The sequence below is a fragment of the Lacisediminimonas profundi genome (assembly GCF_008831265.1).
Taxonomy (GTDB): domain Bacteria; phylum Pseudomonadota; class Gammaproteobacteria; order Burkholderiales; family Burkholderiaceae_D; genus Lacisediminimonas; species Lacisediminimonas profundi.
The window spans coordinates 456,780-468,735 of record NZ_VTTH01000001.1 but is presented as its reverse complement, the minus strand read 5'-3'; the positions used below and the strand labels follow the sequence as shown (position 1 = coordinate 468,735).

The 11,956-nt window shown below is 62.0% G+C and carries 10 protein-coding genes; 1 reads left to right on the top strand and 9 read right to left on the bottom strand.

Features of this window, described 5'->3' with window-relative positions; all coding sequences use genetic code 11:
• Positions 1–80: 80 nt before the first annotated feature.
• The 5 genes from tcuB to FVE66_RS02080 all read right to left on the bottom strand — a co-directional run bounded on the left by tcuB (position 81) and on the right by FVE66_RS02080 (position 5,814).
• The gene (tcuB, locus tag FVE66_RS02100) at positions 81–1,256 is read right to left on the bottom strand and encodes a tricarballylate utilization 4Fe-4S protein TcuB (RefSeq protein WP_421829126.1); all 1,176 of its coding nucleotides are present in this window, start codon (positions 1,254–1,256) and stop codon (positions 81–83) included.
• Positions 1,243–2,631, bottom strand: a complete 1,389-nt coding sequence (gene tcuA, locus FVE66_RS02095; protein ID WP_241673033.1) for an FAD-dependent tricarballylate dehydrogenase TcuA — start codon at positions 2,629–2,631, stop codon at positions 1,243–1,245. Before tcuA ends, tcuB begins: the two co-directional genes overlap by 14 nt.
• A gap of 115 nt (positions 2,632–2,746) precedes the next feature.
• Positions 2,747–3,172, bottom strand: coding sequence for a PaaI family thioesterase (locus FVE66_RS02090; RefSeq protein WP_151445721.1), 426 nt, complete (start codon positions 3,170–3,172; stop codon positions 2,747–2,749).
• An 87-nt stretch (positions 3,173–3,259) separates the two neighbouring features.
• Positions 3,260–4,813 (bottom strand): class I adenylate-forming enzyme family protein, encoded by a 1,554-nt coding sequence (locus FVE66_RS02085; protein ID WP_151445720.1) that lies wholly within the window; start codon positions 4,811–4,813, stop codon positions 3,260–3,262.
• A 5-nt stretch (positions 4,814–4,818) separates the two neighbouring features.
• Positions 4,819–5,814, bottom strand: coding sequence for a quinone oxidoreductase family protein (locus tag FVE66_RS02080; protein ID WP_241672971.1), 996 nt, complete (start codon positions 5,812–5,814; stop codon positions 4,819–4,821).
• Positions 5,815–6,094: 280 nt separating this feature from the next.
• Here FVE66_RS02080 and FVE66_RS02075 point away from each other — a divergent pair, with 280 nt between their 5' ends.
• A complete protein-coding gene (locus tag FVE66_RS02075; protein WP_151445719.1) occupies positions 6,095–6,883 on the top strand; it encodes a class II aldolase/adducin family protein in 789 nt (262 codons plus the stop codon).
• Between the two features lie 53 nt (positions 6,884–6,936).
• On the opposite strand, the gene FVE66_RS02070 is transcribed toward FVE66_RS02075, so the two are convergent.
• The 4 genes from FVE66_RS02070 to FVE66_RS02055 form a co-directional block, all read right to left on the bottom strand.
• On the bottom strand, positions 6,937–7,869 hold the full coding sequence (locus FVE66_RS02070; protein WP_151445718.1) for an MYG1 family protein: 933 nt from the start codon (positions 7,867–7,869) through the stop codon (positions 6,937–6,939).
• A 94-nt stretch (positions 7,870–7,963) separates the two neighbouring features.
• Positions 7,964–9,322 (bottom strand): hemolysin family protein, encoded by a 1,359-nt coding sequence (locus FVE66_RS02065; protein WP_151445717.1) that lies wholly within the window; start codon positions 9,320–9,322, stop codon positions 7,964–7,966.
• Between the two features lie 133 nt (positions 9,323–9,455).
• Positions 9,456–10,442 (bottom strand): Bug family tripartite tricarboxylate transporter substrate binding protein, encoded by a 987-nt coding sequence (locus tag FVE66_RS02060; protein WP_151445716.1) that lies wholly within the window; start codon positions 10,440–10,442, stop codon positions 9,456–9,458.
• Between the two features lie 1,193 nt (positions 10,443–11,635).
• Entirely contained in the window at positions 11,636–11,926 is a 291-nt protein-coding gene (locus FVE66_RS02055; protein ID WP_151445715.1) for an H-NS histone family protein, read from the bottom strand.
• Positions 11,927–11,956 lie beyond the last annotated feature (30 nt).

Here is an 11,956-nt window from a genome sequence, read left to right as displayed (position 1 = left end):
CCGGGGCACTCAAAAAACAGGATCGCCCATCGATTGCCGACCGGAACATTGAGCGACCGGCAACAGAGCAGAGCCGGCGATCAATCGTCCCCAAGCTTCAACTTGCTTGGCATCCGCTTCTCGATTGCCCACTTCAGCAAGGCTGCGCTCCGATAAACCCCATGCGCGAACTTTCCGTATGGCAGCGTCAGGAACAAGGCCATCACGGTCCCCAGGTGGATCGCCAGCAACAGCGCCATCGCCCGCGTATCCCGCAGTACCAGCAATGCCAGCCCGGTCGCACTGACCAGCAACAACAGCAGGATGAACCCACGATCCATGGGCCGCTGCTGCACATCGCCATGCAGGGGATGCCGGCGCAGGTTGAGCCACAACAGACCGGCCGGACCCACCAGCAAACCGATGCCGCCCAGCGTACCCAGCACCACCGGCAAGCTCGTTACCGGGTACGGCGCAGGCCAGCCCAGCAGGTAGTGATACAGCGTGGCCACGCCAGTGGACGCGAAACACAGCATGAAGCCATAGAAGGTCGCATGGTGGAAGCGTCGCCGCGCCAGTGTGAAACGGTCGCTCTCCTCGTTGCATCCTTCGCCATGACCGCCATCCAGGTACTTCAGCCGCAGCGCATCATGGGCCGCCTCGCCTACCGCCGCGCCCGACGCATTGTCGAGGAACTGCGGCTCGGTCACGTTGCGCCAGAAACTGCGCACGCCGATCGCCAGCGCCAGCACCGCAAAGCCGAATACCGCGCCAAACATCAGCACCAGCGTGTTGTGCGGGAAGATCGCATAGAAATTACCAGCCAGCGGCGCATGCACCAGCGAGCCCGAGATCAACACCGCCAGTACCAGGAACAGCGCCAGGCCGCCGGCCAGCGCCAGTGCGACCGTGATCCCGTTGCGCTTGTACAGCGCGCCCAGCGAGGCCGGCCAGGCATATTCGGCATAGGTCTGGACCCTCACCTTCGCCATCGACTGAGGAATATTGACCGCGAACTCATGCGGCGGCGCGTATTGGCAGGCATGCAGGCAGGCGCCGCAGTTGTGGCAGAGGTTGGCCAGGTAATGGATGTCGGCCTTGGCGAACTCAAGACGGCGCGTCATGGCCGGGAATACCGCGCAAAAACCCTCGCAATAGCGGCAGGCGTTGCAGATGGTCAGCTGGCGGCTGACCTCGTCTTCGGCCGCGGTGGCGGACATGTCGATCAACCGCGCATTGCCACGGGCGTCCTCAAGCAAGGCTTCAAGCTGCTGCACGTTCTGCTCCCGCATGTTTTGTATTTCCGCGGGCAGCGCCGGCAGCACCAGCAGCCCCGGCCGCACGCGCCGCTTCGGTGCCGGCAATCCGGCCGAATGCGGTGCCGATCGCCATGCCGACGCCAGCGGTGTATCCCTTGCCAAGCACATTACCGGCCATCATTTCGCCGGCGACAAACAGGTTGTCGCTAGGTGCGCCGCCGAAATGCACGCGCGAGCGCTCGTCGATTTTCAGGCCAAGATAGGTAAAGGTTATGCCGGGCCGCAGCGCATAGGCATAAAACGGCGCCTTCTCCAGCGGCAGCGCCCAGTGCGTCTTGGCCGGCGTCAGTCCTTCGGTATGACAGTCGTCCATCACCGCATGGTCGAAAGTGCCGACCCGGCAGGCGTCATTGAATTCCTGCACGGTGCGCATGAACACTTGCTCATCCAGTCCGAGCTTGCGCGCCAGTTCGGGCAGGGTCGATGCCGTCACGCCGGGAAATACTGGCGGCATGAAACGCCCGATCGCGCGACTGTCGATGATGGAATAGCCGATCTGCCCCGGCTGCTGGGCCACCAGCCGACCCCAGATCGCATAGCGCTTGGGCCAGAAATCTTCGCCTTCGTCATAGAAGCGCACCGCGTTGCGGTTGACCATGATGCCGAGCGACACGCAGTCGACGCGGGTGCAGATGCCGCCGTCATACAGCGGCGCGCGCGCATCGATCGCTACGCAATGACTCTGCGTCGGGTCGCCGATGATGTCGGCGTTGGTGCCCATCATGAACTTGAGCAGCACGCCCATGTTGTAGCGGGTGCCGCGGATCAGGAAATTGTCGGCCGGCCATTCGCCGTTGACCTCGCCCCAGGCCTCGCGCTGCCATTCGAGGTTGGATTCAAAGCCGCCGCAGGCCAGCACGCAGGTCTTCGCTTCGATCCGCTCGTTCCCGATGAAGGCTGCAACGAAGCGGCCATTGTCCAGTTCAAGCGCGTCGACCGCCGCGTCGTAGCGGATCTGCACGCCAAGCGCTTCGGCGCTGCGGTAATAGGCGTTGATCAATGCCTTGCCGCCCCCCATGAAGAAGGCATTGGTGCGCGCCACGTGCAGCGTTCCCGACAGCGAGGGCTGGAAGCGCACGCCGTGCTTGCGCATCCAGTCGCGGCAGGTGGACGATGCCCGGATTGCCATGCGCGCCAGCTTTTCATTGGTCTGGCCGCCGGTCACTTTCAGCAGGTCCTGCCAGTACTCCTCTTCGGGATAGGCATCGACCAGCACGTCCTGCGGCGCGTCGTGCATGCAGCGGATGTTGCGGGTGTGGGTCGAATTCCCGCCGCGCCATTCACGCGGCGATGCTTCCAGCAGCATGACGGTCGCGCCCGCCTCGCGCGCCATCAGCGCAGCACAAAGGGCGGCATTGCCGCCGCCAATTACCAGTACATCAGGCTTCAAGCGGGTACTCCTGTTTGATGATTGCCGATTCAATGAGCGCGCCGGTCGCGACGCCTTGTCATTCCGGCTTTTTCTGTGCTTCCGGCGCTGGCGCGGTGATGTAACTGCCGCGTCCGCTGGCAATCAGGGCTCCCGCTTCGTCGTAGATCTGGGCTTCGCAAACTGAAAACTGCTTGCCGAACTTTATCACTTTGCCCTTGACGATCAAATCGCCCGGCTTGGCCAGGCGGTGATAGTCGACCCGCATGTCGATGGTCGGGACCGGCCGTCCGATGTTCTTCACCAGCGCAAAGTCGGCTGCGAAATCGATCAGCGCGGCAAGGATGCCGCCATGGGTCTGCATCAGTTTCGGATTGGCGACCCACTCGGGCCGCCAGGTGGCTTTCACTTCTATCGAATCATCGCCAAGGTCGAGCACCTTGAGGCCAAGCCAGCTCAGGTAGGGACCGCGGTTGATCAGCTCCTGTACGTCGTCGAGTGTCATTTCTGCTCCAGTGTTGTCATGGTGGCGGCCTGCATATTGGTGGCTGCCTGCATATTGGTGGCTGCCTGCGGCCGGGCGATCATGCGATCACGCATCGACCGCTTTCACGCCTTCGCGCAATTGCTGCGCGCGCGCCTCCAGCGTGCGGCGGTCGATCTTGCCGACCGTGTTGGTCGGCAGCGAATCGACGAAATGCACTTGGCGCGGATACTGGTAGGGCGGCGCATTTTTCAGCGAATGCTGCTTCACGTCTTCTTCGCTCAGGCTCGATCCGCGGCGCCTGACAATGAACGCGACCGGGATCCGGTGCTTGATCTCGTCCGGCACCGGCACCACCACTGCCTGCTCGATATCGTCGTGGCGCTCGAGCATCAGCTCGACCTCCAGCGGATAGATGTTGTGCCCGCTGGAGACGAACATGTCGTCCGAGCGGCCGATGAAATACCACCAGCCATCTTCGTCGCGGCGCAGTATGTCGCCGGTGTTGTACCAGCCATCCTGGATCCGCTTGGCGGTCTCTTCCGGATTGTTGACGTAGCCGTTCATCATGCCTGGCCCGCGCACATGCAGCGTGCCAAAATTGTCATCGCTGCCGCCGACCAGCCGGAACTCGTTGCCCGCAACCGGCCAGCCGATCGAGTGGCGCGGCCGCAGCTTGCGCTCCGGATGCGGACCGAACAGCGCGGCGCTGACTTCGGTGATGCCGAAGATCTGCACGATTTCGGCGTTGGGAAACAGTCCGGCAACTGCATCGATCAGCACATCGGAAGCGGGGGCGCCGCCCATCGTCGCCAGGCGCACGAAGGAATAGTCGTGACCGGCCAGCAGGTCGCGCTGCTGCATCATCATGGCGAAAATGGTCGGCACGCCGGAGACCACGGTCAGGCGATAGCGGGTGATGTTCTCGACGTACTTGCGGGCGTCGAACTTGCGCATCAGCACCACCGTCGAGCCGCCGACCAGCACGCACTTGATCGAGTTCATGCCGTGCTTGTGGTACAGCGGCGCGGCGACGATCATGCGATCGTCCGGGCAGAAGTCGCGGTCGCCGGAAATCGTCTCGGCCACCCAGGTGTGGGCCCGGTGCGACAGCATCGCGCCCTTCGGCCGGCCGGTCGAGCCGGAGGTGTAAGCGTGGAAGGCAACGTCGTCGTATTCCGGCACGCGCGCGGTGAATTCGCCCGGATCCTGAAACGCCTTGTAGCCCTGTGCACTGGCATCGTCGAATTCGATCGCCGGCACGTCATCCGGACACAGCGCCCGCAAGCCGGCCTCCGTGAACACCAGCTTCACGCCGGAATTGCGGATCACCCAGTCGATCGTGTCCTTTGGCTGCAGGATGTTGATCAGAACCGGCACCACGCCGGCGCGCATGGCGCCGTAAAACACTTCCAGGAATTCGGCGCGATTGCCCGACAGCACGCCGATGCGCTCGCCCGGCTGGAAACCGCGCTTGAGCAATCCGCGCGCAACCGCATCGCAGGCGTCGTGATATTCCTTGTAGCTGACCTCGCGCGGCGTCTCGCCGGACAGGTCGATGATGGCCGGCCGCGCATCGTTGCGATAGTCGAGCCCGATGCAACCGAGGTTCTTGTAGTGTGTAACCGGCGCCGGCGCCGTGCTGGGTGAGGTATTGGTCATGGCGCTCAGATCTTGATGATCACTTTGCCGAATACACGGCGCTCTTCCAGCATGCGCACGCCCTCGGCGGCCTGCTCCAGCGGCAGCACTTTGTCGATCACCGGTGAAAGCTGCTTGCTGGCGACGAAGTCCAGGCAAGCCTTGATGTCGTCCGGCACATAGGCACGCGAGCCGATGATATCCATCTCGCGGAACCAGACGAAACGGATATCGATCTCGCACATATGGCCCGCGGTCGAGCCGCAGGTCAGGATGCGGCCATTGGTCGCCATGCAGCGCTGGGTCGGGATCCAGGTATCGCCGCCGGTGAAGTTGATCGCGACATCGACGCCCTTCTTGCCGGTGGCGGCCCAAACCGCCTTGGAAAAATCCGGATTGTCTGCGTAGTTGATGACATGGTCCGCGCCCAACTCCTTCAGCCGGCGCGCCTTGTCTTCGCTGCTGGTGCAGGCATACACTTCGGCCCCCGCCATCTTGGCAAACTGCAGGCACGACACGCCCACGCCGCCGCTGGCGCCCAGGATCAGCACCTTCTCGCCTTTCTGCAGGCGGCCGCGCGTGAACAGCATGCGGTGCGAGGTGCCATAGGCGATCGGCAGCGCAGCCGCATCCTCGAAGCTGACGCCGTCCGGCATTTCGATAAGCTGGCGCTGGTCCACCGCGATGAACTGGCACAGGCCGCCGTTGCCGTTCTCGCCCAGCACGCCGCCTTCGGGAAAGCGCGGGAACAGCACGACCTTCTTGCCAACCCAGTCCTGCGACACCCCCGCGCCCACTTCACGCACGATGCCGGCGACATCGCCGCCCGGAATACGCGGCATCTTGGTCGGCAGGTCCGGCATCCCGTGCAGCACGAACACGTCCATGTAGTTCAGGCCGCAGGCCTTGATTTCGACGAGCGCCTGGTGCGGTTCCGGCACCGGCATTGGCCATTGATCGAGTTTCATGTTCTCGACGCCGCCGTGCTGCTGTATGGCGACTACCTTCATCGTCGTTGTCATAGCTTCCTTCAGTTGGTTATTGTCCCGACCCGGGCTCGCAGGGCTTTTCCTGTCATGCGGCCATGTTAAGAGCCTCGTTTATCGAAAACAAATAATTAGTTTTGCTGGATTATTCGCTGACCGCGATGAATCGCCTGATGCTGGCTTCGAATCGGCGAAAACAGTATCGTGGCGGGGCCGTCCCGCGCCAGACAAACCATCCTGCGCCCGAAGCGCCCGGGACGGCGGCTAGCCCTTGGCCAGGCCGGGGCCGCAGGAAATGCATATCCAGGAGAGGAAAATGACTGGTGACGGCCGCTTGACCATCCCTTCAATGAAGGGGAAATGCACGGATGCGGAGTGGCAGGCGCGGGTGGACCTGGCCGCGTGCTACCGGCTGGTCGACCTGTACGGCATGTCGGACATGATGGCCAACCATATCTCGGCGCGCGTGCCCGGCGAAGAAGGCGTGTACCTGATCAATGCCTACGGGATGATGTACGAGGAAATCACCGCTTCCAGCCTGATCAAGGTGGATTTCGACGGCAACATCCTGACGCAACCAGATTTCGGCGAAATGAACTACGGTATCAACAAGACTGCTGCAGTGATCCACAGCGCGGTCCATGAAGCCCGGCCGGAAGTGGCCTGCGTGATCCATTGCCACACCTGGGCGACGATGGCCCTGTCCTCGCTCGAATGCGGGCTGCTGCCGATCACGCAAACCGCGATGCGCTTCCTGAAAGCCGGATACCACGACTATCAGGGCGTGGCGCTGGATCCGCAGGAGAAGGCGTCACTGATCGCGGACCTGGGGCAATCGGAGGCACTGATCCTGCGTAACCACGGTGTGCTGACCGTGGGAAAAAGCACAGGCGAGGCATTCAACTGGATGCATCGGCTCGAACTTGCCAGCCGCGCCCAACTGGCCGCGATGGCCTGCAATTCGCCGCTGCAAAAGGTGCCGCAGGCTGTGCTGGAGGAGACCTGGAACAATTACCAGCCGACTACGCGGCGGCCGTACGGCTTGATGGAATGGCCGGCGCTGAAGCGGAAGCTGGACCGGCTCGATCCGTCGTACAGGGATTGAAGGCGGGATTGAAGGAGGAATTGAAGGCGGGGGATTGAAGCGCGGTCTATCCCCTAAGCCAGCGCCAGGCGCGCCATCTGCAAGGCCCCTTCATACGACTTGGCCGCCGCGATGAAGCGCCCGTTATGGCAGAACTGCGCATCCGGCACGCCGGTCACGGCTGCCAACTCGGCGTCGCGCAAGCCGGCCCACGCTGCCGGCAGGTCGCGGCGCGCCTCGAAGGTGTCGGGATTGGCGGGAACCGTATGCAGCATGTGCCGCTGCTCGATGCTGTTGTAACTGATCACGAACAGGACCGCCGGCATTTCATTGCGCACCACCGACGCCCACGGCAGCGAAGCATTGTCCAGGTACAGCAGCCGGCCCTGCTCCAGCACCGTTGCCCGCCGCACCCGCTGCACCGCCATCAGGCCGCCAATGCGATATTTCACCGCGTTGACGATTATTTCCTTCATGAATTCCAGCGCGATCCGGAAGCGCCCCATGCGCAAGGCCTCGACCGCAGCGCCGTTGCCGGCCTGCTGCTCGTCGATCCAGCTGGTGTTGAAACCGGAGATCACCGCCGACAAACCGTAGCCGCCCGGCGCATTCCTGGCGGCGCCGGTGTCGGACATGTCGAGGTATTGCACCAGGTCGCCATCGATCGCTTCGGCAATCTGCCGCGCCTGCTCCGGCGCAACGACAAAGCCGGGCATTCCCGCTGCAACGCAAGCCACGCACGCCGGCCCGTGCTGCTTCCAGACCAGTCCGGCGCTGGCATACACGACGCCGGAAGGCCGCGCACCGCGAAAGCCCTTCTGATGATGATCGAAGCGGCCCGCCTGGGGGTCCCACTCGCCGCCGACGTCGACCGCAAAATCAGCGCCCTCAATCAAAGCCTGGTCGCGGGTACGCACCAGTTCGCTGAAAGGAAACAAAAGGTCCAGCACGGCGACGCCCCAGACGTCGTCAGCGTGGAATTTTCCGGAATGGGTGACAATGATCATTGATATGGGTGCTGGATGCTGGAGGAAAGTGCAGGCAGGCGATGGAGCGGCGGCGCAAAAGCCGGGCCAGCCGCGCCTGCCCCACCCCGCTGGATCAGCCGTCTTCGGGCACCGGTTCGTCCGGCTTGGCGATCCGGGTTACGAGCAGCCGGTCGATCCGGTTGCGGTCCATGTCCACCACTTCGAAGCGGTAATCGTCCCACTCGAAATGCTCGGAAACGTTCGGGATGCGGCGCAGTTGCGTCAGCACGAATCCGGCCAGCGTGTGATAGGCCCCGGACGACTCGTCAGGAAAGCGGACTTCGGTCTCGAGCAGGTCGCGGAAGCGGTCGAGCGAGACGCCGCCATCGATCAGCCAGGAACCGTCTTCGCGCTTCACCGCATCCGCTTCCTGCCCCTCGTCCACAACCGAAACATCGCCGACCAGAGCGCTCATGACGTCGGACAAGGTAACCATGCCCTCGATATCGCCGTACTCGTCGACCACCAGCGCCAGTTCGCTGCGGTGCTTCTTCAGCGTTTCCAGCAAGTCCATGCCGGACAGCGACTCCGGCACGTACATCGGCGGCCGCGTCACGGCTGCGATGTCGATGGCGGAAAGGGAATTGTTGCGGATCGCCTGCTCGAACAAGTCGCCCGCATGCACGATGCCGATCAGGTTGGACATGTCGCCGCGATAGACCGGAAAGCGGTTGTAGGGACTCTCGGCAATCTTCGCAAGGACATCGGCAAGCGGCTCGTCGAGGTCGATGAATTCGACGTCCGCGCGCGGCGTCATCAGCGCGCCCAGGCGCAGGTCATCCAGCCGCAATGCGCGGGTGACCATGTCGTGTTCGGTCTTTTCGAAAAGCCCGGCATTCGTGCCCTCGCGCAGCATGCCGGCGATTTCTTCCTCGGTGACCTGGTTGTCCCTGGCCTTGTGCAGGCCGAGGACACGCATGACGAATTCGGTGGTGACCGACAGGACCTTGACGAACGGCGCCATGATGCGCGACAACCATTGCATCGGACCGGAGACCACCATCGCCACCGTCTCGGGGTACAGCAGCGCGATCCGCTTCGGGACGAGTTCGCCGAAGATGATGGAAGCGAAGGTGATGCCCAGCACCACAACGCCGAGGGAAATCTCACGGGAGTACGGACCGATGAAAGGCACGCCTGCCAGCTGCGGCGTCAGTTGCGCCACCAGCGAGGCTTCGCCGAATGCACCGTTGAAAATGCCGATCAGCGTGATGCCAACCTGCACCGTGGAGAGGAAATGACTGGGGCTTTCGGCCAACTGCAAGGCAGCCAGGGCGCCGCGGCTGCCGTTCTCGGAGAGTCTTTCCAGGCGGATTCTTCGCGACGAGACAATGGCAAGTTCGGACATGGCAAATACCCCGTTCAGGAGTATCAAGCCAATGATGATCAATATGTCCACAAGGGTGAACTGCCTGGTTTCCCCGCAGTTCATGAGTTTGCTGAAGGGGTATTCTAACCGGTGGCTGGGAAAAATCGGAAAATCGCCTCGTGGATGAGGGGGCGGGGATGGGGTGCATGCTCCCCATCTCCCCTTGCAGGATGCGGCGCTCCTGCCTGCCCGCAACCTATTCCGGCTTGATCCCGGCCCGCTTGATCACCTCGGACCATTTCTTCGTTTCCGCTGCCTGGAAGGCTGCCAGTTCATCCGGCGTGGTGACCGCCACTTCGGCGCCGAAACCGGCCAGGCGGTTGACGACCTCCGGGTTGGAGAAAATTTTCACCACTTCGCCGTGCAGCTTCTGCACGATCGGCGCCGGAGTGCCGGCCGGTGCGTACAGGGCAAACCAGGTAAAGGCGTCAAAGCCAGGAACGCCGCTTTCGGCAATCGTAGGCACGTCGGGCATGGCCGCGGAACGGGTTGCGGTCGACACCCCCAGCACCCGCAAGCGGCCGGCTTTCACGAAGGGCAAGGCTTGCGGGCCGAGCTCTATCATCATGTTCACCTGGCCACTCAGCAGGTCGATGTTGGCCGGACCGCTGCCCTTGTAGGTCACGGTCAGGATGTCGGTATTGGTCATGAACTTGAACAGCTCCACGTTCGTGTGCTGCGACAGCCCGTTGCCCGACGACGCGTAGGTCAGCTTGCCCGGCTGCGACCTGGCGAGCTGTATCAGTTCCTGCACGGTCTTGGCCGGCACGCTCGGATGGACCACCAGGTAGCTCGGGATGCGGACGATACGCGCGATCGGCACGAAATCCTTGACCGGGTCATAGCGCAACTTTGCGTAGAGGCTGGGCGTCACCGAGAACGGGCCGGTAGAGCCGACCATCAGCGTGTAGCCGTCGGGAGCCGACCTGGCCGCCGCCTCGGTACCGATCATGCCGCCGGCACCCGGCTTGTTTTCGACCACGCCCGGCTGGCCGGTCGAAACCCGCAAGCCTTCCGCCAAGGCACGCGCAACGAAGTCGTAGGCGCCGCCGGGAGGGGCGGATGCAATGATCTTGATCGGCTTGGACGGGTAAGCATCCTGTGCCAGGGTGGATACAGGGATACTGGTGACGGCCAGGAAGGCCGCCGCCATGGTGACGAAGCGGGGTGCTCGGTGTCGCATGGTGTCTCCTCTATTGGATTTTTCGCTTTTGTGCTGCAATCCTTTCTTGTCCCTGGCTATGGCTGGCAGGTCCTGACCCGCACCACGGCAGAGCATGTTGGCGAGTGTAAGACTTGTCGCACAAATGTGCTAGAAAAATTGTTTTCCCGTGCGAGAGTCGCTGGCTGCGGGGGCGGATCGGCAGCACGATTGCTGCCCGGCTGCAGCGATTGCAGGAAGGGTATTCGATGCGGGCGCCCGTTTAAACCCGGGAGGGGAATCCGGGATCGGGATGGCGGTGGTGATGGAGTGGTTTGGTGGTTTGGTGGTCTGTGGCTTACGGGTGGTGTGGCTGGGTTTGATGGCTGTGGTTGTGAAGCCGGGAGACACCCCGGCGGGTGTGTTCCTTTCTTTTAGAAAAAGAAAGGAACCAAAGAAAAAACGTCAAAACCCACTTGGCCAACGCCCGCCTCGATAGGCAACCAGACTCGGATGTTTGGGCTAATCCAGTGCGACGTTCGCGAGAGATGATCCCTCGGCTGTGGGCCGCTTACCTAATCAGCCAACCCCATGAAGTGTCTTATACCGATGCCCAGCGCACCGTTGACTCTTAATGGTTTTCGAAGCTTCAAATTGGCGATGGAGGGGATCTGTTCAGGGATGGCAGAGAACGCCAGAGAATCGCAAAAAATCCCCTGAAAATGCCACTCCCGCTGACAATCGAACCTCAAGCGCCAATTAGCGGCTTCGAAAACAATTGGGAGTCAACGAGCGGTGGTGTGCGGTCGGCGGCATTGAAGCGGGTTGGCTGATCCCGGTCAGAAGCGAACGTGCGGCAGGACCTTCCTCTCGAACGTCGCAATGGTTCGGCCCAGACATCCGAGTCTGGTTGCCTATCGAAGCGGGCGTTGGCCAAGTGGGTTTTGACGTTTTTTCTTTGGTTCCTTTCTTTTTTTAAAAGAAAGGAACACACCCGCCGGGGTGTCTCCCGGCTTCACAACGACAACCATCAAACCCAGCCAAACCACCCGTAAGCCAAAAGCCGCAAAACCACCAAACCACGGCCATTGCTCATCAATCGCATATGCGCATATGGGGTCCGCATATGGGGTCAGGTCTTGATATGTACCGAACAGTTGTGCAGTAAAAGCAAGACCTGACCCCACCATTGCGATACGGCTAATGACCAGCCTTCAGGTGGGAGCCACCTGGCCTCACTTGATCAGATACTGTTCCTTGTCTTTCCCTGCAATCCAGCGCGGTGGCTTGCCACGGCCAGTCCATGTGTCGCCGCTCTCCGGATTGCGATATTTCGGCTTGACGGTCCCGGTAGCGCCAGGCTTGCGCGCTTTCCTTGATGGCGAAAGGTCGTCCATCGTAATGCCGTACTGGCTCATCTTTTCTTTGATTTCATCGATGGCGCTTTGAATCTCCGACTGGCGCACTTGCTCCGCCTCGGCCTGGAGTTTCTTGATCTCGGCTTGAAGTTCGTTGTAGCTTTTCATTGGTTTTTCTCCAGTGTGTTTCTAAAAGGA

Excerpts from the sequence above, each read along its gene's own strand:
- tcuA (WP_241673033.1), bottom strand. The coding sequence starts at position 2,631 with ATGGCGCGCGAGGCGGGCGCGACCGTCATGCTGCTGGAAGCATCGCCG.
- FVE66_RS02090 (WP_151445721.1), bottom strand. The coding sequence starts at position 3,172 with ATGACACTCGACGACGTACAGGAGCTGATCAACCGCGGTCCCTACCTG.
- FVE66_RS02085 (WP_151445720.1), bottom strand. The coding sequence starts at position 4,813 with ATGACCAATACCTCACCCAGCACGGCGCCGGCGCCGGTTACACACTAC.
- FVE66_RS02080 (WP_241672971.1), bottom strand. The coding sequence starts at position 5,814 with ATGACAACGACGATGAAGGTAGTCGCCATACAGCAGCACGGCGGCGTC.
- FVE66_RS02075 (WP_151445719.1), top strand. The coding sequence starts at position 6,095 with ATGACTGGTGACGGCCGCTTGACCATCCCTTCAATGAAGGGGAAATGC.
- FVE66_RS02070 (WP_151445718.1), bottom strand. The coding sequence starts at position 7,869 with ATGATCATTGTCACCCATTCCGGAAAATTCCACGCTGACGACGTCTGG.
- FVE66_RS02065 (WP_151445717.1), bottom strand. The coding sequence starts at position 9,322 with ATGAACTGCGGGGAAACCAGGCAGTTCACCCTTGTGGACATATTGATC.
- FVE66_RS02060 (WP_151445716.1), bottom strand. The coding sequence starts at position 10,442 with ATGCGACACCGAGCACCCCGCTTCGTCACCATGGCGGCGGCCTTCCTG.
- FVE66_RS02055 (WP_151445715.1), bottom strand. The coding sequence starts at position 11,926 with ATGAAAAGCTACAACGAACTTCAAGCCGAGATCAAGAAACTCCAGGCC.